Below are 20253 nucleotides of genomic sequence, written 5' to 3'. Positions count from 1 at the left end.
TCACCCTCGGTTGCGGACGAGCGCGTGCGGGCGGATCAGGCGAAGGCCTCGATGGGCGGGCAGGCGCAGACGAGGTTGCGGTCGCCGTAAGCCTGGTCGATCCGGCGGACCGGCGGCCAGTACTTGCCGCGCACCAGCGAGCGGACCGGGTAGACGGCCTGCTCGCGGCTGTAGGGGTGCGTCCACTCCTCGGCCGTCAGGCACTCGGCGGTGTGCGGGGCGCCGCGCAGCGGGTTGTCGTCCACCGGCCACTCCCCCGAGCCGACGCGGTCGGCCTCCGCCCGGATCCCGATCATCGCGTCGATGAAGCGGTCGATCTCGGCGAGGTCCTCGCTCTCCGTCGGCTCGACCATCAGGGTCCCGGCGACGGGGAAGCTCATGGTCGGGGCGTGGAAGCCGTAGTCGACGAGGCGCTTGGCGACGTCGTCCACGGTCACTCCGGTCGCCGCCGTCAGCGGACGGATGTCGAGGATGCACTCGTGGGCGACGAGCCCGTTGTCCCCCGTGTAGAGCACCGGGTAGTGCTCGCGGAGGCGCGCGGCGACGTAGTTGGCCGAGAGGACGGCCGCCCCGGTCGCGGCCCGCAGGCCCCCCTCGCCCATCATCCGGGCGTACGCCCACGAGATCGGCAGGATGCCGGGGCTGCCGTAGGGCGCTGCCGACACCGGTGCGCCGCCGTGGACGATCCGCTCGCCCTGCGTGCCCACGCCGTGCTCGAGCCGCTGCGCGAGCGGGTGACCGGGCAGGAACGGCGCGAGGTGCGCCTTCGCGGCGACGGGACCGACGCCGGGACCGCCTCCGCCGTGCGGGATGCAGAACGTCTTGTGCAGGTTGAGGTGCGAGACGTCGCCGCCGAAGTCTCCGAAGCGGGCGAAGCCCAGAAGCGCGTTGAGGTTCGCGCCGTCCACGTACACCTGTCCGCCGGCCTCGTGGACGAGGCGGCAGATCTCGGCGACCTCGTGCTCGTAGACGCCGTGGGTCGACGGGTAGGTGATCATCAGCGCGGCGAGGGAGCCCGCGTGCTCGGCGATCTTCGCCCGGAGGTCGTCCAGGTCGACGTTGCCGAGCTCGTCGCAGGCCACGACGACGACGCGCATGCCGGCGAGGACCGCGCTCGCGGCGTTGGTGCCGTGGGCGCTCGAGGGGATCAGGCAGATCGTGCGGTCCTCGTCGCCGTTCGACCGGTGCCAGCCGCGGATCGCCAGCAGGCCCGCGAGCTCGCCCTGCGAGCCGGCGTTGGGCTGGAGCGACACGGAGTCGTAGCCCGTGAGGTGGGCGAGCCACCCCTCCAGCTGGTCGATCAGCGCCAGCGAGCCCTGCACGTCCGCCTCGGGGGCGAACGGGTGCAGGTCCGCGAACTCGGGCCAGCTGACCGCCTCCATCTCGGTGGCGGCGTTGAGCTTCATGGTGCAGGAGCCGAGCGGGATCATGCCGCGGTCCAGCGCGTAGTCCGAGTCGGCGAGGCGCTTGAGGTAGCGCATCATCGAGGTCTCGCTGTGGTGGCTGCTGAAGACCGGGTGCACGAGGAACGGCGTGCGGCGGTCGAGCTCGGCGGGGATACTCCGCGCGGAGCCGCTGAGGAAGCCGAACGACGAGTCCAGCTGCCCGACGGCGGTCGCGACGGCGATCACCTCGAGGTCGGTGACCGTCTCGTCGATCGACACCGAGACCGTGTCGGCGTCGACCAGGCGCACGTCGAAGCCGGCCTGGCGGGCGCGGGCGACCGCCGCCTCCGCGCCGCCGGGCACGACGACCGAGACGGTGTCGAAGAAGTCGGCGTGCCGGAGGGAGTGGCCCCGGTCGAGGAGGAGGCGCGCGAGGAGCGCGGCCCGGCCGTGCACGCGCTCGGCGATCGCGGCGAGCCCGTCCGGCCCGTGGTAGACCGCGTACATCGCCGCCATGACGGCCAGGAGGACCTGCGCGGTGCAGATGTTCGAGGTCGCCTTCTCGCGGCGGATGTGCTGCTCGCGGGCCTGGAGGGACAGGCGGTAGGCGGGGTGGCCGTCCGCGTCCTGGCTGACGCCGACGAGGCGGCCGGGCAGCTGGCGCTCGAGTCCCTTGCGGACGGCGAGGTAGCCGGCGTGCGGTCCTCCGAAGCCCAGCGGGACGCCGAAGCGCTGCGTGGTGCCGACCGCGACGTCCGCGCCGAGCTCGCCCGGCGAGCGCACCAGGGTCAGCGCGAGCAGGTCGGCGGCGACGACGGCCAGGCCGCCGTGGGCCTTCACCGCGGCGAGCACCGCCGACGGGTCCCAGAGGTGCCCGGACGCGCCGGGGTACTGCACGAGGGCGCCGAAGCACTCCGGCACCTCCTCCGCGGCGGTGCGCGAGAGAGGGAGCTCGACGATGCGGATGCCGACGGCCTCCGCGCGGCCGCGCAGCAGCGCGAGGGTCTGCGGGAGAGCGTCGGAGTCGACGACGAAGACGTCGGTGCGCGCCTTCGAGGCGCGGCGCGCGAGCAGCATCGCCTCGACGACGGCGGTGCCCTCGTCGAGCATCGACGCGCCGGCCGTGTCGAGGCCGGTGAGGTCGGAGACCATCGTCTGGAAGTTGATCAGCGCCTCCAGGCGCCCCTGCGAGATCTCGGGCTGGTACGGCGTGTAGGCCGTGTACCAGCTGGGGTTCTCGAGCACGTTGCGCTTGATCACGGCGGGGGTGTGCGTGCCGTAGTAGCCGAGGCCGATCATCGGCCGACGCACCGTGTTCTTCGCGGCGAGGGCGCGCAGCTCGGCGAGCGCCTCCGTCTCGGTGGCCGGAGCGGGCAGCACCCGCGGGAGGTCGCGGACCTGGATCGACTCGGGGACGGCGGCGGTGACGAGCTCCTCCACGGAGTCGTAGCCGAGAGCCGCGAGCATGGTGCGCTGCGCGTCGGCGTCGGTCCCGATGTGGCGGGACTCGAAGGCGCCGGGGGTCCTGGTGGCCGCCATCTACTCGCCGACCAGCTCGGTGTAGGCGGCGGAGTCGAGGAGGCCGTCGGGCAGGGCGTCGAAGCGGACCCGGATCAGCCACCCCTCGCCGAACGGATCGGAGTTGACGAGCTCGGGGCTGTCGACGACGGCCGTGTTGGCCTCGAGGACCTCGCCGTCGACGGGGGCGAACAGCTCGCCCACCGACTTGGTCGACTCGATCTCGCCGACGACGCTGCCGCCCTCGACGCGGGCTCCCGCCTCGGGGAGCTCGACGAAGACGACGTCGCCCAGCTTGTCGGCGGCGTAGGCGGTGATGCCGACGGTCGCGACCTCTCCGTCGACCCGGATCCACTCGTGGTCGGAGGTGTACTGCAGCTCGGTGGGCACGGCCATGTCAGTTCTTCTTTCTCGAGTAGAAGGGGAGCTCGGTGACGGTCATCGGGAGGCGCGTGCCGCGGATGTCGACGGCGAGCGCCGTCCCGGGCTGCGCGGAGGCGGGGGCGACGTAGGCCATCGCGATCGGGACGCCCAGGGTCGGCGAGAGGACGCCGCTGGTGACCACTCCGACCTCGTCGTCGCCGGAGAGGACGGTGTAGTCGGCGCGGGCGGCGCGGCGGCCCTCGCCGACGAGCCCGACGAGCACAGGAGCTTCTCCGGAGGGACCCTCCTCGCTGGCCGCGCGGCCGACGAAGTCGATCGGCTTCCCGAAGGCGACGACGCGGCCGAGGCCGGCCTGTGCGGGGAAGACGTCGCGGGAGAGCTCGTGGCCGTAGAGCGGCATGCCCGCCTCGAGGCGGAGGGTGTCGCGGGCGGCGAGGCCGGCGGGGACGAGGCCCGCTCCGGCGCCGGTCTCGGCGAGAGCCTGCCAGAGCGCGGGAGCGGAGTCGGGCGAGACGTAGATCTCGAAGCCGTCCTCGCCTGTGTACCCGGTGCGCGCGATCAGGATCGGGTGCGCCTCGAAGGTCGCGGGCACGGCGCGGTAGTAGCGCAGCTCCGCGAGCAGGCGGGCGGCGTCGTCCGTGTCGAGCACCGACTCCGCTCCCCGCTCGGTCTCGACGGCGAGGCCCTGGACGTTCTGCAGGATCTCGAGCGAGCGCGGGCCCTGCAGCGCGATGAGGGCGACGTCGTCGCTCTCGTCGAACAGCTCGCACTCGAACATCGCGGTGCGGTCGCGGAGCGTCTCGACGACGATGTGCCGGTTGGCCGCGTTCGCGACGACCATGAAGCGGTCCTCGCCCGTGCGGTAGACGACGAGGTCGTCGATCACGCCGCCCGTGCGCTCCAGGAGGAGGGTGTACTTCGCGCGGCCGGCGGCGACGGCCGAGATGTCGCTCGCCAGCGCGTAGTCGAGGGCGTCGACCGCCTCGGGGCCGACGACGAGGATCTCGGCCATGTGCGAGAGGTCGAAGAGGCCGGCGGCGGTGCGCACGGCGTGGTGCTCGGCGAGATCGCCGGAGTAGCGGACCGGCATCTGCCACCCGGCGAAGTCGGTGAAGGACGCGCCGGCGGCGACGTGCACCTCGTGCAGGGGCGAGTAGCGGGCTTCGGGGCTGGTCGTCGGGGTCTCGGACATGAGTTCTCCATTTCGTCGCAGTGCTGGACTCGCGCCGCGTTCGCGGCAGAGCACAGCAGTGCCGTGGGAACTCCCCCTCTGTCGTGGAGCCTGAGAGATTCGCGCCGCCCCGAGGGGTCGAGCGCTTTCACCATGGGCGGATCCGAGCGGATCGCTTTCCAGAGTGGCCAGTTCGACGCGGTACAAGACCTGAGAGATTGGCGGGGAGGCTTGCTCCTTCGGTGCCGACCGGAGTCGGCTCTCCCGCGTCGCGTATTGCGGCCCGGTATTCGGTTGTGCGGTCAGCCTAGCGGGCGGGGCGGGCCCTTAGCGGCGTGTCGCTTCTCCCGCTAGGTGTTCAGGTGTTGGTGACACTAAGGTGATCCCAGCACTTACAGTCGGTGCGACTCTTAGTAGGGGGCATCGGATGCCGGACGTGCAGCTCGCCGTGTCGACGGTGATCTTCGCCCTGCGGCCGCACCCGGAGACCGGAGCGAGCACCGTCTGGATCCCCGTCGTCCGGCGCATCCGCGAGCCGTTCGAGGGACTCTGGGCACTGCCCGGCGGACCGCTGCATCCGGACGAGGATCTCGCCGAGTCGGCCCGCCGCACTCTCCGCGAGACCACGGGCCTGGCTCCGCGCTACCTCGAGCAGCTCTACGCCGTCGGCGGCACCGACCGCTCCCCCGGCGAGGACCGCGTCGTGTCGATCGTCTACTGGGCGCTCGTGCGCTCCGCCGAGGCCGACGAGGCCATCGTGGGAGAGAACGTCGCCTGGCTCTGCACCGATCTGCCGCTCGAGCTCGCCTTCGACCACGGACTGATCGTCGACTACGCCCTCTGGCGCCTGCGCAACAAGATGGAGTACTCCCGCATCGCGCAGGCCTTCCTCGGCGGCGCCTTCACCCTGTCCCAGCTGCGGGAGGTCCACGAGGCCGTCCTGCAGAAGCCCCTCGACCCGGCCAACTTCCGCCGGACGATCGAGAGCTCCGGCACCGTGGTGCCCACCGGGGAGCGCCTGACGGGCACCCGCCACCGTCCCCCGCGCCTCTACCGCTACGACGAGTCGGCGGCGCTCGCCGACAACGGCCCGCTGCCCGTCTGAGCGCGCCGCCCGACTCCCCCACCCGCCTCACGAGGAGAACACCGTGACATCCGTCGACAGCACCATCCGGCTCATCGAGGGCGGCTCCGCGCCCGGCGCCACCTGCGCGCCCGAGCTCGCGGAGGCCCCCTGGTCGTTCGACCTCGGCCTGCCCGCCTACGGGCCCGGCGCCTCCCAGGCCGACCCGATCCCGGCCGACGCCCCGGTCCAGGGACGTCTGCCGGAGGAGTACACGACGGCGAGCGCCGACGAGCTGCACCACCGCATCCTCGCGGCGAAGGAGACGCTCGGCGAGCGGGTCGTCGTGCTCGGGCACTTCTACCAGCGGGACGAGGTGGTGCAGTACGCCGACTACGTGGGCGACTCGTTCCAGCTGGCGAAGGCGGCGACGAGCCGGCCCGACGCCGAGGCCATCGTCTTCTGCGGCGTGCACTTCATGGCGGAGACGGCCGACATCCTCTCCGGACCGGAGCAGGCCGTGATCCTCCCGAACCTGGCGGCCGGCTGCTCGATGGCGGACATGGCCGACATCGACTCCGTCGAGGACGCCTGGGCCGAGCTCACCGAGCTCTACGGCACCGAGCCGGACGCCGACGGCCGCGTGCCGCTCGTCCCGGTCACGTACATGAACTCCTCGGCCGCGCTGAAGGCGTTCTGCGGCCGCAACGGAGGCGTGGTCTGCACCTCCTCGAACGCGGCGACCGTTCTCGAGGACGCGTTCGCGCGCGGGCAGCGGGTGCTGTTCTTCCCCGACCAGCACCTCGGCCGCAACACCGCCAAGGCGATGGGCGTGCCGCTGGAGCGGATGCCGATGTGGAACCCGCGCAAGCCGCAGGGCGGCTCCGACACTGCGACGCTCCTGGACGCGCAGGTGATCCTCTGGCACGGCTTCTGCTCGGTGCACAAGCGCTTCACGACGGCCCAGATCGCGAAGGCGCGCGCCGAGCACCCGGGCGTGCGCGTGATCGTGCACCCGGAGTGCCCGATGGCGGTCGTCGACGCGGCCGACGAGTACGGCTCGACCGACTACATCGTGAAGGCGATCCAGGCGGCACCCGCGGGATCGACCTTCGCGATCGGCACCGAGATCAACCTGGTGCAGCGCCTCGCCGTCCAGTACCCGCAGCACACGATCTTCTGCCTCGACGACGTGGTCTGCCCCTGCTCGACCATGTACCGCATCCACCCCGGCTACCTCGCCTGGGTGCTCGAGGGACTGGTCGCGGGGACGGTGCTCAACCGGATCGAGGTCGCGGAGTCGGTGCAGGCCGAGGCGCGCATCGCCCTCGAGCGGATGCTCGCGGCCGTTCCGCCCGCCGGGCCGGCGGCGGTCTGACATGGCGCGGGTCGTCGTCGTCGGCAGCGGCATCGCCGGGCTGGTCGCCGCGCTGACGGCGCAGCGCCGCCACGAGGTGCTGCTCGTCACCAAGGGCGCGCTGGCGGAGTCGTCGACGCGCGCCGCGCAGGGCGGGATCGCCGCGGTCACGGCGCCGGGCGACTCCGTGGCGCTGCACGTGGAGGACACGCTCACCGCCGGTGCGGGCCTCGCCGTGCGCTCGGCGGTCGAGGTGCTCTGCGCCGAGGGGCCGGAGGCGGTCGCGGTGCTGCAGGAGTGGGGCGTCGGCTTCGACCGCGAGGGCGGCGAGCTGGCGCGGGGACTCGAGGGCGCCCACTCGCGTCCGCGGATCCTGCACGCCGGCGGCGACGCGACGGGCGCCGCGATCGAGGCCGCTCTCGTGGCGGCGGTGCGGGCCTCGTCGGTCGAGGTGCGCGAGCACGCCGCCCTGGTCGACCTGGTGCGGGAGGGCGGCTCGGTCACGGGCGCCGACGTCCTGCACGACGGCGTGCTCGAGCGCCTAGCGGCCGACGCGGTCGTGCTGGCCACCGGAGGCGCCGGGCAGCTCTACCGGCACACCACCAATCCGTCCGTCGCGACCGGGGACGGGCTCGCCGCCGCCCTGCGGGCGGGAGCGGAGACGGCGGACCTGGAGTTCTACCAGTTCCACCCGACCACGCTCGCGCTGCCGGGCGGCTTCCTCGTCTCGGAGGCGGTGCGCGGCGAGGGCGCGGTGCTGCGCGACGCCGCGGGCGAGCGGTTCCTGGCAGGGGTGCACCCCGAGGCCGAGCTGGCGCCGCGCGACGTCGTGGCGCGCGCGATCGCGGAGCGGATGCGGCTGCAGGGCGGACTGCCCGTGCACCTGGACGCCCGGGCGATCGCCCCCGAGGTGCTGGCGAAGAGGTTCCCGACGATCTCGGCGGCCTGCCGCGAGAACGGGCTCTCGCTCGCCGACGACCTGCTGCCCGTGACTCCGGCCGCGCACTACTGGATGGGCGGGATCGCGACCGACCTGGACGGGCGCACCAGCCTCCCCGGGCTGCTCGCGGTCGGCGAGGTCGCCCGCACCGGCGTCCACGGCGCGAACCGCCTCGCCTCCAACAGCCTGCTCGAGGGCGTCGTGTTCGCGCGCCGCGCGGCGCTCGCCCTCGACTCCCTCTCCTGGAGCGGCGGCCCGGTCGCCCCTCCCCGCGCCGTCGTCCCGATGACGCTCGACCGCACCGCTCTCCAGGACGCGATGTGGGCGGGAGCCGGCCTCTCCCGGGACGCGGCGGGGCTCACAGCGGCGCGCGGCACGCTCGTCGCCTCCGCCTCGCCCGCTCCGCTCGGACTGAGGACGCTCGAGGACGCGAACCTGCTGACCTGCGCCCTCGCTCTCATCGACGCCGCGCTCGCGCGCACGCACTCCGTCGGCGCCCACCACCGCATCGACTCCCCCGACCCCGCGACGGCGAGCGCCGCCGCCCCCACCAGAGAGGCGGCCCTTCCGTGCTGACCCGCCAGAGCATCGACCGCGTCGTCACCCTCGCCCTCGAGGAGGACGCGCCCTGGGGCGACCTGACCTCCGACACCCTCCTCCCCGCGGACGCCACCGCGAGCGCCGCCCTCGTGGCCCGCGAGCCCGGCGTCCTCAGCGGCGGCGCCGTCCTCGTCGGCACGATGCGGCAGGTCGACTCCCGGATCCGCTGCTCGGTGCTCGTGGAGGACGGCGCGGTCTTCGAGGCCGGGCAGACCCTCGCCCGGATCGAGGGCCCCGCGGGCGGCGTGCTCCGCGGCGAGCGGGTCGCGCTCAACCTCGTGCAGCGGATGAGCGGCATCGCCACCCTGACGGCGCAGTACGTCGCCGCGGTGGAGGGGACGCGCGCCCGCATCGTCGACACCCGCAAGACCACGCCGGGCCTGCGCGCGCTCGAGAGGCACGCCGTCCGCAGCGGCGGCGGCCGCAACCACCGCTTCTCGCTCTCGGACGCGGTGCTAGCGAAGGACAACCACCTCGCGGTGCTCGCCGCGCGCGGGATCGACCTGACCGCGGCCCTGCGGGCGGCGCGCGCCTCGATCCCGCACACGGCGCACCTCGAGGTCGAGGTCGACCGGCTCGACCAGATCGAGCCCGCGCTGGCGGGAGGCGCGGACACGATCATGCTCGACAACTTCACCCCCGAGCTGCTCCGCCAGGGCGTCGCCCTCATCGGCGGGCGGGCCGTGGTCGAGGCGAGCGGCGGCGTCGACCTCTCGACCGTGCGCGCGATCGCGGAGGCGGGGGTCGACGTGATCTCCGTCGGCGCGCTCACCCACAGCGTCCGCTCGCTCGACCTCGGCCTGGACATCGCGGTCGAGTGATCTACCTCGACCACGCCGCGACCTCGCCCGTGCGCCGCGAGGTGCTGGAGGCCATGTGGCCGTTCCTCACCGCCGAGTACGGCAATCCGTCGAGCAGCCACTCGCTCGGCGACGCCGCGGCGCGCGCGCTGGAGGCGGCGCGCGCTCACGTGGCCCGCTTCCTCGGCGGCCGCTCCTCCGAGACGCTCTTCACCTCCGGCGGCACGGAGTCGATCAACACGGCGGTCAAGGGCCTCGCGCTGGGATCGCCGCGCGGACGGCACCTGGTGATCTCGGCGCTCGAGCACGAGGCGACCGTCGAGTCGGCCGACCACCTCCGGCGCCTGCACGGCTTCGAGGTGTCGACGGCCCCCGTCGACGCGACCGGCCTGCTCGACCTCGACGCGCTCGCCGCGCTGGTCCGGCCGGACACCGCACTGGTCTCGGTGCTCGCGGCGAGCAACGAGATCGGGACGGTGCAGGACGTTCCGGCGATAGCGGCGCTCTGCCGATCGCGGGGCGTGCCGCTGCACGTGGACGCCGTCCAGGCCGCCGGCTGGCTGGACGTCGCGGGCTGGGGCGCCGACGCGGTCTCGGTCTCGGGGCACAAGCTCGGGGCGCCGAAGGGCGTGGGGGCGCTGCTGCTGCGCAGCCGGCTCCCGTTCGAGCCCCTGCTGCACGGCGGCGGCCAGGAGCGGGAGCGGCGCTCGGGCACCGAGAACGTGGCCTTCGCGGTCGCGCTCGGCACCGCGGTGCGCCTGCTCGATCCGGACCGCGCGGCGCGGGTCGGAGCGGTCCGGGACGCGTTCGCCGAGCGGGTCGCGGCCCTGGCGCCCCGGGCCGTGCCGCTGGGCTCCGCGGCGCACCGGCTCCCCTCGATCGCCGCGTACGCCGTCCCCGGGCGCAGCGGCGAGTCGACGCTCCTCGAGCTGGAGGAGCGCGGCGTCGTCGTCTCGAGCGGCTCGGCGTGCGCCGCCGGGCGCGACGAGCCCTCGCCCGCGCTGCTGGCCCTCGGCCTCGACCCCGACGTCGCCCGGACCGCCGTGCGGTTCAGCTTCGGCGAGGGCGCCACGCTCGAGGAGGCCGAGGCCGCGTCCTCCGCGCTCTCCACGGTCCTCGCCTGAGACCTCTCGCAGCGGATCCCCGTCGGTCGGGAATGTCCGGGGCGTCCGCCGCTGTTCTCCCTCCGTACCCCGCATCCGCGCCCGCGAGTCGAGCCGTCGATGCGCCCCTCACACCGATCCCCCTCACGACCGGAGAACACCTGTGACCGAGCGCAGCACCCTTCCCGCCGCGCGGCCCGCCGCACCCGCCGCCGCCACGACCCTCGAGCCGCGCAGCCGCCTGGTCATCAGCCTCCTGCTGGTGTCGGCGTTCGTCGTGATCCTCAACGAGACGATCATGAGCGTGGCGCTGCCCGACCTCATGCGCGACTTCGACGTCGAGGCGCACGTGGGCCAGTGGCTCTCGACCGCCTTCATGCTCACGATGGCCGTCGTCATCCCGATCACGGGCTACCTGATCCAGCGGCTGCACACCCGCACGCTCTTCGCCGCCGCGATGATCCTCTTCAGCCTCGGCACCCTCACCGCCGCGCTCGCCCCGACCTTCGCGGTCCTCCTGGCGGCCCGCGTGGTGCAGGCCGGCGGCACGGCCATCATGATGCCGCTGCTGATGACGACCGTGATGACGCTGGTGCCCCCGGCGATCCGCGGCCGGATGATGGGCAACATCTCGATCGTCATCTCGGTGGCTCCGGCCGTCGGACCGACGATCTCGGGCGTCATCCTCAACTTCCTCGGCTGGCGCTGGATGTTCTGGATCGTGCTGCCGATCGCGATCGGCGCGCTGCTCCTGGGCCTGCGCAAGGTCGAGAACGTCACCGAGCCCCGCTCCATCCCGATCGACTCGCTCTCGGTCGTCCTCTCGGTCTTCGGCTTCGGCGGCCTCGTCTACGGCCTGTCGAGCCTCGGCGAGGGCGGAGCCGCGGTCGTCGCGCCGTGGATCCCGTTCGTCGTCGCGGGTCTCGGCCTCGCGGGCTTCATCGCGCGCCAGCTGCTGCTGCAGCGCACCGACCGGGCCCTGCTGGACCTCCGGACCTTCTCCTCCGCGAACTTCACCATCGTCATCGCGATGATGGCGGTCAGCATGTCGGCGCTCTTCGGCACCCTGATCCTGCTGCCCCTCTACACGCAGAACGTGCTGGGCCTCACTCCGCTGGAGACCGGGCTGCTCCTGCTCCCCGGCGGCCTGCTGATGGGCCTGCTCGCGCCGTTCGTCGGCCGCGGCTACGACCGCTTCGGCCCGCGCGTGCTGCTCGTGCCCGGCTCGATCGTCGTCGCCGGCGCACTGTGGGGGTACACCCTGCTCGCGGCGGACTCGTCGCCCTGGTTCGTCCTCTCGCTGCACGTCACCCTCAGCCTGGGCCTCGCCTTCGTCTTCACTCCGCTGTTCACCGCCGGTCTCGGCTCGGTGCGCCCCTCGCTCTACTCGCACGGCAGCGCGATCATCGGCACCGTGCAGCAGCTGGGCGGCGCGGCGGGCACGGCGCTGTTCGTCACCGTCCTCTCGATCCGGTCGGCGGAGCTCGCGCAGGGCGGAGCCGACGAGGTCGCCTCCTACGCCGGCGGCATCCACTCCGCGTTCCTGTGGGGCGCGTCGATCGCGACGGTCGCGATCGTGGCCGCGTTCTTCGTCCGCCGCCCGGCGGAGTCGGACGCGCCGCTCCCGATGGCGCACTGAGCCGGGCGGGCCGACCCCGCCTGTTCACCTCCGCGTCACCCCGCCTCCCTACGGTGTCGCCCCGGCCGCCGCGCTCCCGATCGCGCGGCCGGGACGGAGACGAGACGTGACCGAGACGGCCGGCCCCCAGGACGTGCTCGACGCCGGAGCGGCCACCCCTCCTCCCCGCACGCTGGTCGACGTCCTCCGCGACACCGCGGAGCGCCACCCGGACGCCTCCGCGCTGGAGGACCCGGCCGGAGCGCTCAGCTACCGGGAGCTGCTGGCCCGCACGGTGCAGCTCGCGGGCGAGCTCACCACCGCAGGGGTCCGACGCGGCGACCGCGTCGGGATCCGCATGCCCAGCGGCTCCCGCGAGCTCTACCTCGCGATCCTGGCCGTCCTCGCCGCGGGAGCCGCGTACGTCCCGGTGGACGCGGACGACCCCGAGGAGCGGGCGCGCCTCGTCTTCGGCGAGGCCGCCGTCCGCGGCGTGATCACCGGCTCCGGCCGCTTCGAGCGCACCGGCGCCGACGAGCCGGCCGCCCGCCTGTTCACCGCGAGCGCGCCGCACCCGAGCACGGCGTCGATCCCGCTGCTGCAGCCGCCCTCGCTCGAGGACGACGCCTGGATCATCTTCACCTCCGGCTCCACCGGAACCCCCAAGGGAGTGGCCGTCAGCCACCGCTCCGCCGCCGCCTTCGTCGACGCCGAGGCGCGCCTGTTCCTCCAGGCGGAGCCGCTCGGCCCCGGGGACCGGGTGCTGGCCGGTCTCTCGGTCGCGTTCGACGCGTCCTGCGAGGAGATGTGGCTCGCCTGGCGGCACGGCGCCTGCCTCGTCCCCGCTCCCCGCTCGCTGGTCCGCAGCGGCATGGACCTCGGCCCATGGCTGACCACGCACGGCATCACCGTGGTCTCGACCGTGCCGAGCCTCGCGGCGCTCTGGCCCGCGGAGTCGCTCGAGAACGTCCGCCTGCTGATCTTCGGCGGCGAGGCGTGCCCGCCGGAGCTCGGCGAGCGCCTGGCCGTCGAGGGCCGCGAGGTCTGGAACACCTACGGGCCGACCGAGGCCACCGTCGTCGCCTGCGCCGCGCCCCTCGGCGGGCCTCCCCCGGTGCGCATCGGGCTGCCGCTGGACGGCTGGCGGCTCGCCGTCGTGGACGCGGACGGGCAGCGGGTCGGCGAGGGCGAGGTCGGCGAGCTGGTCATCGGCGGGGTCGGGCTCGCGCGCTACCTCGACCCGGTCAAGGACGCCGAGAAGTACGCGCCGGCACCGCTCCTGGGCTGGGAGCGGGCCTACCGCTCCGGCGACCTGGTGCGCTTCGAGAGCGCCGGCCTGATCTTCCAGGGGCGCGCGGACGACCAGGTGAAGCTCGGCGGTCGGCGGATCGAGCTCGGCGAGGTCGAGGCGGCGCTGCAGGCGCTCCCCGGAGTCTCGGGGGCGGCGGCCGCGGTCCGCACCACGGCGGCCGGCAACCAGGTCCTCGTCGGCTACCTGGCCCTCGCCGGCGGCCGGGAGCTCGACCGCGACGCGGCGCTCGCCCGCCTGCGTGAGGCGCTGCCCGCATCCCTCGTGCCGCTGCTGGCCGTGGTCGAGGAGCTGCCGACCCGCGTCTCCGGCAAGGTCGACCGCGCCGCACTCCCCTGGCCGCTCGCCGTGGGCACGACCGAGGACGCCTCCCTCGACCCCGAGGAGGCGTGGCTCGCCGCCCTCTGGCGCGACGTGCTCGGCGTGCCGGTCGACGAGCGGGCGAACTTCTTCGACCTCGGCGGCGGCTCCCTCGCCGCCGCCCAGCTGGTCGCGCGGATCCGCGAGCGCGACCCCGAGTTCACGGTCGCCGACGTCTACGCCCACCCGCGTCTCGCGGCGATGGCCGCCGAGATCCAGAGCCGCTCGACCGGCACTGCGGAGGTGTCCGCTCACCGCATCGCGCCGGTCCCCCTCAGGATGCGCGTGCTGCAGACCCTCCTCGGCGCACCGCTGCTCGTGCTCGGCAGCGCCCGCTGGGTCACTGCGATCCTCACCGTCACCGCGGTGCTCGACCTGGTGCCGGGGTTCGGCTGGCTGCCCACCGCTCCGCTCGCCGCGCTGATCCCCGCGTTCGCGCTCTTCCTCACGCCGTTCGGGCGGATGGGGCTCACCGTCCTCGCCGCGCGCACCCTGCTGCGCGGGATCCGAGCCGGAGACCACCCGCGCGGCGGGAGCGTGCACCTCCGGCTCTGGCTGGCCGAGCAGATCGCGTTCCAGCTCAAGGCCGTGAGCCTCGCGGGCGCGCCCTGGGTCGCCTATTACGCCCGCGCGCTCGGCGCCCGCATCGCCGACGACGTCGACCTGCACTCCCTCCCTCCGCTGACCGGGATGCTCACGCTCGGGCGCGGCGCCGCGATCGAGCCCGAGGTCGACCTCTCCGGCTACTGGATCGACGGCGACGTCCTGCGCGTCGGTGCCGTCCGGGTCGGCGCCGGCAGCACGGTGGGCGCGCGCAGCACGCTCCTCCCCGGCGCCCGGATCGGCAAGCACGCGCAGATCGAGCCGGGATCGGCCGTCTTCGGGCGGGTGCCGGCCGGGCAGCGCTGGGGAGGATCCCCCGCCCAGCGGCTCGGCAGGGCGAACGCCGGGTTCCCCTCGGAGCGCCCGGCGCGCCGCCCGGGCTGGGTCTGGGCGTACGGAGCGTCCGCGGTCGGCCTCGCGGCGGTCCCGGTCCTCGCCCTCGCGGCCGGGCTCGCCGTCGTGGCCGCCGCCGTGCGCGGCTCGGCCGGCCTCGGCGCCGCGCTCGGGCCCGCTCTCGCCGCCCTCGTGCCCGCCGTCGCCGTCTCCGGAGTCGTCCTCGCCGCTCTCGTCGTCGTCCTGGTGCGCCTGCTCGGCCGGGGCGTCGAGCCGGGCACCCACCCTGTGCGCGGTCGGATCGGCTGGCAGGTCTGGTCGACGGAGCGGCTGCTCGACTCCGCTCGGGTCCTGCTCTTCCCGCTCTACTCGGGCCTGTTCACCCCGGTCTGGCTGCGGCTCCTCGGCGCGAAGGTCGGACGCGACGTCGAGGCCTCGACGGTGCTGCTCCTGCCCGCGATGACGACCATCCGCGACGGCGCGTTCCTCGCCGACGACACGCTCGTCGCCTCCTACGCGCTCGGCGGCGGCTGGATGCGGCTCGCCCGCGCCGAGATCGGCGAGCGCGCGTTCCTCGGCAACTCCGGCATGGCCGCGCCCGGCCACACCGTGCCCGCCGGCGGACTCGTCGCCGTCCTCTCCTCCGCGCCCCGCAAGTCGAAGGCGGGCTCGTCGTGGCTGGGCTCACCGCCCGTGCGGCTGCGGCGCACCGTCGTCGAGGCGGAGTCGGCGCGCACCTTCCGCCCGGCCCGCCGACTCCGCGCGGCCCGCATCGCGTGGGAGCTCGGCCGCTTCGTCCCGGTGGTCGTCTCGGTCGCGATCGGCCTCGGCGTGGTAGCCGGACTGCTCGCGCTGATCCAGACGCTCGGGGCGGTGCTCGCCGCGCTCGTGGGAGGCGTCGTGCTGCTGGCCGCCGGAGCGGTCGCCGCGGCCGTCTCCACCGCCGCGAAGTGGATCCTGATCCAGCGGGTCGAGCCGAGCGAGCAGCCGCTGTGGTCCTCGTTCGTCTGGCGGAGCGAGCTGGCCGACGCCTTCACCGAGATGGTCGCCGCGCCCTGGTTCGCCCACGCCGCCGCGGGCACTCCGGCGCTGGTCTGGTGGCTGCGGAGCCTCGGCGCCCGGATCGGACGCGGCGTCTGGTGCGAGAGCTACTGGCTCCCCGAGGCCGATCTGATCTCGCTCGGCGACGGAGCGACCGTGAACCGGGGCTGCGTCGTGCAGACGCACCTGTTCCATGATCGAATCATGAGCATGGATCTCGTGAGCCTCGACGCCGGCGCCACCCTGGGCCCGCACAGCGTGATCCTCCCCGCCGCGCGGATCGCCGAGCACGGCACGGTCGGCCCGGCCTCGCTCGTCATGCGGGGGGAGCTCGTGCCCGCGGGCAGCCGCTGGAGCGGCAACCCGATCGGCCCGTGGCGCGAGGTGCGCGTCGCCGACTACCACGCGCCCGTCGCGTGAGCCCCGCGCTGACCGGGCTCGAGACCGCCGGCGACCCCTACGTCCCCGGCATCGGGAACACCGGCTACCGCGTCGAGTCCTACGACCTCGACCTCGACTACCGCGTCGCCTCGAACCGCCTGGCCGGCCGGGCCGTGCTGCGGATCGTCGCGCTGCAGCCGCTCCGGCGGTTCTCCCTCGACCTCTCCCGGCTCCGCGTGGCCCGCGTCCGGATCGACGGACGCCGCGCCCGCCACGAGCAGGCGCCGCACAAGCTGCGGGTGTCCCCCGCCGAGCCGCTGGCCGCCGGCGAGAGCGTCGACGTCGAGATCGAGTACAGCGGCCACCCCGCCCCCCGCGCCAGCCACTGGGGCGAGCTCGGCTGGGAGGAGCTGGAGGACGGGGTGCTCGTCGCCTCGCAGCCCTCCGGCTCCTCCACCTGGTTCCCCTGCAACGACGACGTCGCCGAGAAGGCTCCCTACCGCCTGCGCGTCACCGCCGAGGAGGGCTACGCCGTGCTCGCGAACGGGGTGCTCATCGACTCGAGCGCCCGCTCCGGCCGCCGCACCTGGCTCTACGAGCAGCGCGAGCCCAGCGCCGCGTACCTCGCCTCGGTGCAGATCGGCCGCTACGCGATCGAGGAGCGCGTGCTCGCCGGCGTCGCGGTGACCCTCGCCCGCCCCGCCGCCCTGGCCGCTCGGGTCGCGCACGACTTCGCTCCGCTCGAGCGCATGCTCGCCCTGTTCACGCGGCTGTTCGGGCCCTACCCCTTCGCCCGCTACTGCGTCGTCGTCACGGCGGACGAGCTGGAGATCCCGCTCGAGGCGCAGGCGATGGCGGTGTTCGGCGCCAACCACGCCGACGGCCGCGGCGGCTCGGAGCGCCTCATCGCGCACGAGCTCGCGCACCAGTGGTTCGGCAACAGCGTGGGCATCGCCCGGTGGCGCCACATCTGGCTCAACGAGGGGTTCGCCTGCTACGCGGAGTGGCTGTGGTCGGAGGAGTCGGGCCGCGCCACCGCCGACGCCTGCGCCCGCCGCCACCACGCGGTGCTGCGGGCTGCGGCGCAGGATCTCGTGCTCGCCGATCCGGGGCCGGTCGCGCTCTTCGACGACCGCGTCTACAAGCGCGGCGCGCTCACCCTGCACGCGCTGCGGCTCACCGTCGGCGACGGGCCCTTCCTCCGGCTGCTGCGGGAGTGGACGTCCCGCTACGCCTCCGCCGCCGTCACCGACGAGGAGTTCCGCGAGCTCTGCACCGAGGTCCTCGGCGAGGGCGTGGACGATCTGCTCGACGCCTGGCTCCTCGACGAGGAGCTGCCGCCGCTACCGTCCCGGCGCTGACACCAGCGAGTCCGCGAGCGCGTCGCCGTGCTCGCGCCGCCAGCCGATGATGGGCCCGGCGCCCGCGTCCCCCATCGGCCCGAGGGCGACGCTGACCCGCAGCGCGGGGTCCAGCTGCGGCTCGGCCAGCCGGAAGCGGACGCCGTCGATCCGCGCCTCCGCCGCGTGGTGCGACTCGTGCACGTGCACCCGGCGCGGGTCGAGCTCGAGCCCGCGACCGTCCGCCTTCAGTGCGGCCTCGATCCGGGTCCAGTGCAGGACGGGGTCGGCGGGGCGCATCCCGCCCGTGGCGAAGGGCGCCCCGGCGATGCGCGTGATCCGCTCCCCGCGCTCGGGCGTGCCCAGCGTCGGCTCCACATCGACGCCGACCGCACCGGCGCTGCTCGCCGCGACCACGACGGCGCCCGCGCAGTGCGCGATGCTCACCGACAGCAGCTCGAGCGCGATCCCGCGTCCCTCCAGCCGCGGCCGGCCGTGCGCGCCCCCGCAGCGCGGGCAGCACGCGACGACCCGGACCTCCGACGCGCGCGTCCCCGTGAGCTCGGCCGCGAGCATCCGCAGGAGCACCCGCCCGAAGACGAAGCGCTCGGCCGCCGACGCGGCGACCGTGCCGGCGTAGCGCTCGCGCTCCTCGTCGCTCAGCAGCGGCAGCAGCCGCTCGGCGTCCAGCGTCTGCTCGTCGAGCGCCAGCCAGCGCAGGTGCACCCCCGGCAGCTCCGCGCCGATCCCCGACTCCCCCATGTCCGTCCCCCCGGTCAGCTCGTCGCGGCGTGCTCGCCGCGCTCGTACACGTCCGCGGCCGATCCGACGATCAGCGGGTCCGGACCCAGCGGGCCCACGACCTCCTCGTCGCGTCCGTCGTAGTCGTAGAGGCTCAGGACGTAGCGCATGGCCTCGAGCCGGGCGCGCTTCTTGTCGTTGCTCTTCACGATGGTCCAGGGAGCGTCGGCGGTGTCGGTCGCCGCCATCATCGCCTCCTTGGCCGCGGTGTAGTCGCCCCACTTGTCGAGCGAGGCGAGGTCCATCGGCGAGAGCTTCCACTGGCGCACGGGGTCGATCATGCGGATCGTGAACCGGGTGCGCTGCTCCTCCGCCGAGACCGAGAACCACAGCTTCACCAGGTCGATGCCGTCGCCGACGAGCATCCGCTCGAACAGCGGCGTCTGGCGGATGAACTCGTCGTACTGCGCCGGCGTGCAGAAGCCCATCACGCGCTCCACGCCGGCCCGGTTGTACCAGGAGCGGTCGAAGAGGACGATCTCGCCAGCGGCCGGCAGGTGCGAGACGTAGCGCTGGAAGTACCACTGACCGGCCTCGCGCTCGGTCGGCTTCTCGAGCGCGACCACGCGGGCTCCGCGCGGGTTGAGGTGCTCGGTGAAGCGCTTGATGGTGCCGCCCTTGCCCGCGGCGTCGCGCCCCTCGAACACGACCACGAGTCGGCGCCCGTGCTTCTTGATCCAGTTCTGCAGCTTCAGCAGCTCGATCTGGAGGAGGCGCTTGCCCGCCTCGTACTCCTCGCGCGACATCCGCTCGTCGTAGGGGTAGCCCTCGCGCCAGGTGTCGACCTGCGTGCCGTCGCGGCGCAGGAGCACCGGATCGTCGTCGTCCTCGTCCAGCACGACGAGGTCCCGCGCGTCGGCGGGCGTGAGCGTGCGGAGCAGCTCGGGAGTGGGACGGAGGGCGTCATCGGCGGTGTCGGGCACGGAGGGACGCTAGTGCGCCCGTGCGACGCTCCGGTGAACGGCGGGTATCCCCGCGTCTGCGGGGAGGACGGTCGGACAGGCTGCCGCGCCGATCGCGGACCCGGCCGCCGGACGCGCAGGCTGACCACGACGGCTGTACGCGACCGAGGCTGCAGTGCTCGATCCGGTGCATTCCCGCGAGGATCGACCGGCTCCGCCTCGTCTCGGGACGGCGTCAGCCGGTGAACGCCGCAGGAGGCAGGTCGGTCTCGCCGCCCTCGACCGCGTCGAGCAGCCGGTCGACCACGTCCTGCGGCGCCAGACCCGCGCCGAAGCGGGGCGCGTCTCCCGCGAGAGGGTGCCGGGACAGCTCGGTCTCGGTGTGGCCGGGGCGCGCGTCGAGCAGGAGGACGCCCGCCCGCTTGTACTCGCGGGCCGAGGCCTTCACGAAGGAGTGCAGTGCCGCCTTCGAGGCGGAGTACGCGGCGAGGCCCGCGGTCGGAGCCTCCGCCACCACGCCGCTGATGGTCAGCGCGAACGGCTCGCGCCCCTCGCCCGCCGACGCGACGAGCGACGGCAGCGCGGCGGTCAGCACCCGGATCGGCGCCAGCGCGTTCACCTCGACGAGCTCCTCCAGAACGGCCGGATCGAGCTCGGCGGACGGCCCGAAGGCCACGACGCCCGCGGCCACGACGACGCCGTCGAGGCGCCCGTGCCGCTCGAGCACCTCGGCGACCACGCGCCGGGGCTCGTCCTCCCCGCGCAGGTCGGCGACCAGGGGTGCCTCGCCGAGCGCCGCGGAGTCGCGCCCCGAGCGCACCGCGACGGCACCGCGCGCCTCCAGCGAATCGGCCAGGAGGCGGCCGAGGCCGCCCGAGGCTCCGAGGACGAGGACGACGGCACCGTCGAGACGAGTCATGTGGCGAGCCTAGACGGGTGCGCTGTCGCGGATCGGCACTACCGTCCGAGCGACCGGGCCCCTACCGTGAGGCCCATGACACGACTGCAGAGCCGTGCCGTGCTACACCGCCTGCTCGAGGTTCTCGAGGATCCCGCCCCCGTCACCATCGGCCACGCGCGTCACGTCCGGATGCTCGTCCGCGAGGCTCTGGAGTGGATCGCCGGCCCTCGAGCGCACGAGTCCGGTGCGTGGAGCGGCCCCGCTTCGGGAGAGCCCGCGGCCGCGCTCGCCCCCGAGGATCCCGCCGCCACGGACCCGGGTCTCTGACGCTCCCGCCCTCCTC

15 protein-coding genes and 1 riboswitch are annotated in these 20253 nt (G+C 74.2%); of the genes, 9 read left to right on the top strand and 6 right to left on the bottom strand.

Going from position 1 to position 20253, the window contains the following annotated elements; translation table 11 throughout:
• Positions 1-35: 35 nt before the first annotated feature.
• From gcvP to gcvT, 3 genes are read right to left on the bottom strand one after another with little or no spacing between them, the layout of a single operon-like run.
• Positions 36-2924, bottom strand: a complete 2889-nt coding sequence (gene gcvP, locus C5C82_RS02695) for an aminomethyl-transferring glycine dehydrogenase (protein WP_104354571.1) — start codon at positions 2922-2924, stop codon at positions 36-38.
• Positions 2925-3299, bottom strand: a complete 375-nt coding sequence (gcvH, locus tag C5C82_RS02690) for a glycine cleavage system protein GcvH (RefSeq protein WP_104237541.1) — start codon at positions 3297-3299, stop codon at positions 2925-2927.
• A gap of 1 nt (position 3300) precedes the next feature.
• A complete protein-coding gene (gene gcvT, locus C5C82_RS02685) occupies positions 3301-4479 on the bottom strand; it encodes a glycine cleavage system aminomethyltransferase GcvT (RefSeq protein ID WP_104294979.1) in 1179 nt (392 codons plus the stop codon).
• 168 nt (positions 4480-4647) lie between these two features.
• Positions 4648-4735, bottom strand: a riboswitch (glycine riboswitch).
• 150 nt (positions 4736-4885) lie between these two features.
• On the opposite strand from gcvT, the gene C5C82_RS02680 reads away from it, so the two are divergent.
• The 8 genes from C5C82_RS02680 (at position 4886) to C5C82_RS02645 (ending at position 17327) form a co-directional block, all read left to right on the top strand.
• The gene (locus tag C5C82_RS02680) at positions 4886-5563 is read left to right on the top strand and encodes an NUDIX domain-containing protein (protein ID WP_104291543.1); all 678 of its coding nucleotides are present in this window, start codon (positions 4886-4888) and stop codon (positions 5561-5563) included.
• A 43-nt stretch (positions 5564-5606) separates the two neighbouring features.
• Complete coding sequence (gene nadA, locus C5C82_RS02675) at positions 5607-6899, top strand: quinolinate synthase NadA (protein WP_104222968.1); 1293 nt, start codon at positions 5607-5609, stop codon at positions 6897-6899.
• A gap of 1 nt (position 6900) precedes the next feature.
• On the top strand, positions 6901-8394 hold the full coding sequence (gene nadB / locus C5C82_RS02670; RefSeq protein ID WP_104354570.1) for an L-aspartate oxidase: 1494 nt from the start codon (positions 6901-6903) through the stop codon (positions 8392-8394).
• A complete protein-coding gene (nadC, locus tag C5C82_RS02665; protein WP_104249544.1) occupies positions 8388-9239 on the top strand; it encodes a carboxylating nicotinate-nucleotide diphosphorylase in 852 nt (283 codons plus the stop codon). The genes nadB and nadC overlap by 7 nt, the downstream gene beginning before the upstream one ends.
• Complete coding sequence (locus C5C82_RS02660; RefSeq protein ID WP_104249543.1) at positions 9236-10342, top strand: cysteine desulfurase family protein; 1107 nt, start codon at positions 9236-9238, stop codon at positions 10340-10342. The genes nadC and C5C82_RS02660 overlap by 4 nt, the downstream gene beginning before the upstream one ends.
• 142 nt (positions 10343-10484) lie before the next feature.
• On the top strand, positions 10485-11960 hold the full coding sequence (locus C5C82_RS02655) for a DHA2 family efflux MFS transporter permease subunit (protein ID WP_104222964.1): 1476 nt from the start codon (positions 10485-10487) through the stop codon (positions 11958-11960).
• A 106-nt stretch (positions 11961-12066) separates the two neighbouring features.
• Positions 12067-16005 (top strand): Pls/PosA family non-ribosomal peptide synthetase, encoded by a 3939-nt coding sequence (locus C5C82_RS02650; protein ID WP_181134395.1) that lies wholly within the window; start codon positions 12067-12069, stop codon positions 16003-16005.
• Complete coding sequence (locus tag C5C82_RS02645) at positions 16002-17327, top strand: M1 family metallopeptidase (RefSeq protein ID WP_258062826.1); 1326 nt, start codon at positions 16002-16004, stop codon at positions 17325-17327. Before C5C82_RS02650 ends, C5C82_RS02645 begins: the two co-directional genes overlap by 4 nt.
• Here the strand turns inward: C5C82_RS02645 and C5C82_RS02640 are convergent.
• From C5C82_RS02640 to C5C82_RS02630, 3 genes are all read right to left on the bottom strand, one after another.
• Positions 17310-18068 (bottom strand): 4'-phosphopantetheinyl transferase superfamily protein, encoded by a 759-nt coding sequence (locus C5C82_RS02640; RefSeq protein ID WP_104222962.1) that lies wholly within the window; start codon positions 18066-18068, stop codon positions 17310-17312. The two genes, C5C82_RS02645 and C5C82_RS02640, sit on opposite strands and share 18 nt — an antisense overlap.
• A gap of 14 nt (positions 18069-18082) precedes the next feature.
• Positions 18083-18943, bottom strand: coding sequence for a polyphosphate kinase 2 (gene ppk2 / locus C5C82_RS02635; protein ID WP_244230712.1), 861 nt, complete (start codon positions 18941-18943; stop codon positions 18083-18085).
• Between the two features lie 301 nt (positions 18944-19244).
• Positions 19245-19928: an SDR family oxidoreductase gene (locus C5C82_RS02630; RefSeq protein WP_104222961.1), complete on the bottom strand. Its 684-nt coding sequence runs from the start codon at positions 19926-19928 to the stop codon at positions 19245-19247.
• A 75-nt stretch (positions 19929-20003) separates the two neighbouring features.
• Between C5C82_RS02630 and C5C82_RS02625 the strand changes: the two genes are divergently transcribed.
• Complete coding sequence (locus C5C82_RS02625) at positions 20004-20237, top strand: hypothetical protein (RefSeq protein ID WP_104222960.1); 234 nt, start codon at positions 20004-20006, stop codon at positions 20235-20237.
• Positions 20238-20253 lie beyond the last annotated feature (16 nt).

This window comes from Rathayibacter sp. AY1D5, assembly GCF_002932515.1.
Classification (GTDB): Bacteria; Actinomycetota; Actinomycetes; order Actinomycetales; family Microbacteriaceae; genus Rathayibacter.
Note: the sequence above shows the minus strand (reverse complement) of the source record. Positions and strands in the feature narration are given on the sequence as shown.

What these genes read in the sequence shown, in the direction of transcription:
- C5C82_RS02630 (WP_104222961.1), bottom strand. Translation starts at nt 19,928, where the DNA reads ATGACTCGTCTCGACGGTGCCGTCGTCCTCGTCCTCGGAGCCTCGGGC.
- C5C82_RS02680 (WP_104291543.1), top strand. Translation starts at nt 4,886, where the DNA reads ATGCCGGACGTGCAGCTCGCCGTGTCGACGGTGATCTTCGCCCTGCGG.
- gcvT (WP_104294979.1), bottom strand. Translation starts at nt 4,479, where the DNA reads ATGTCCGAGACCCCGACGACCAGCCCCGAAGCCCGCTACTCGCCCCTG.
- C5C82_RS02625 (WP_104222960.1), top strand. Translation starts at nt 20,004, where the DNA reads ATGACACGACTGCAGAGCCGTGCCGTGCTACACCGCCTGCTCGAGGTT.
- C5C82_RS02640 (WP_104222962.1), bottom strand. Translation starts at nt 18,068, where the DNA reads ATGGGGGAGTCGGGGATCGGCGCGGAGCTGCCGGGGGTGCACCTGCGC.
- gcvH (WP_104237541.1), bottom strand. Translation starts at nt 3,299, where the DNA reads ATGGCCGTGCCCACCGAGCTGCAGTACACCTCCGACCACGAGTGGATC.
- nadB (WP_104354570.1), top strand. Translation starts at nt 6,901, where the DNA reads ATGGCGCGGGTCGTCGTCGTCGGCAGCGGCATCGCCGGGCTGGTCGCC.
- gcvP (WP_104354571.1), bottom strand. Translation starts at nt 2,924, where the DNA reads ATGGCGGCCACCAGGACCCCCGGCGCCTTCGAGTCCCGCCACATCGGG.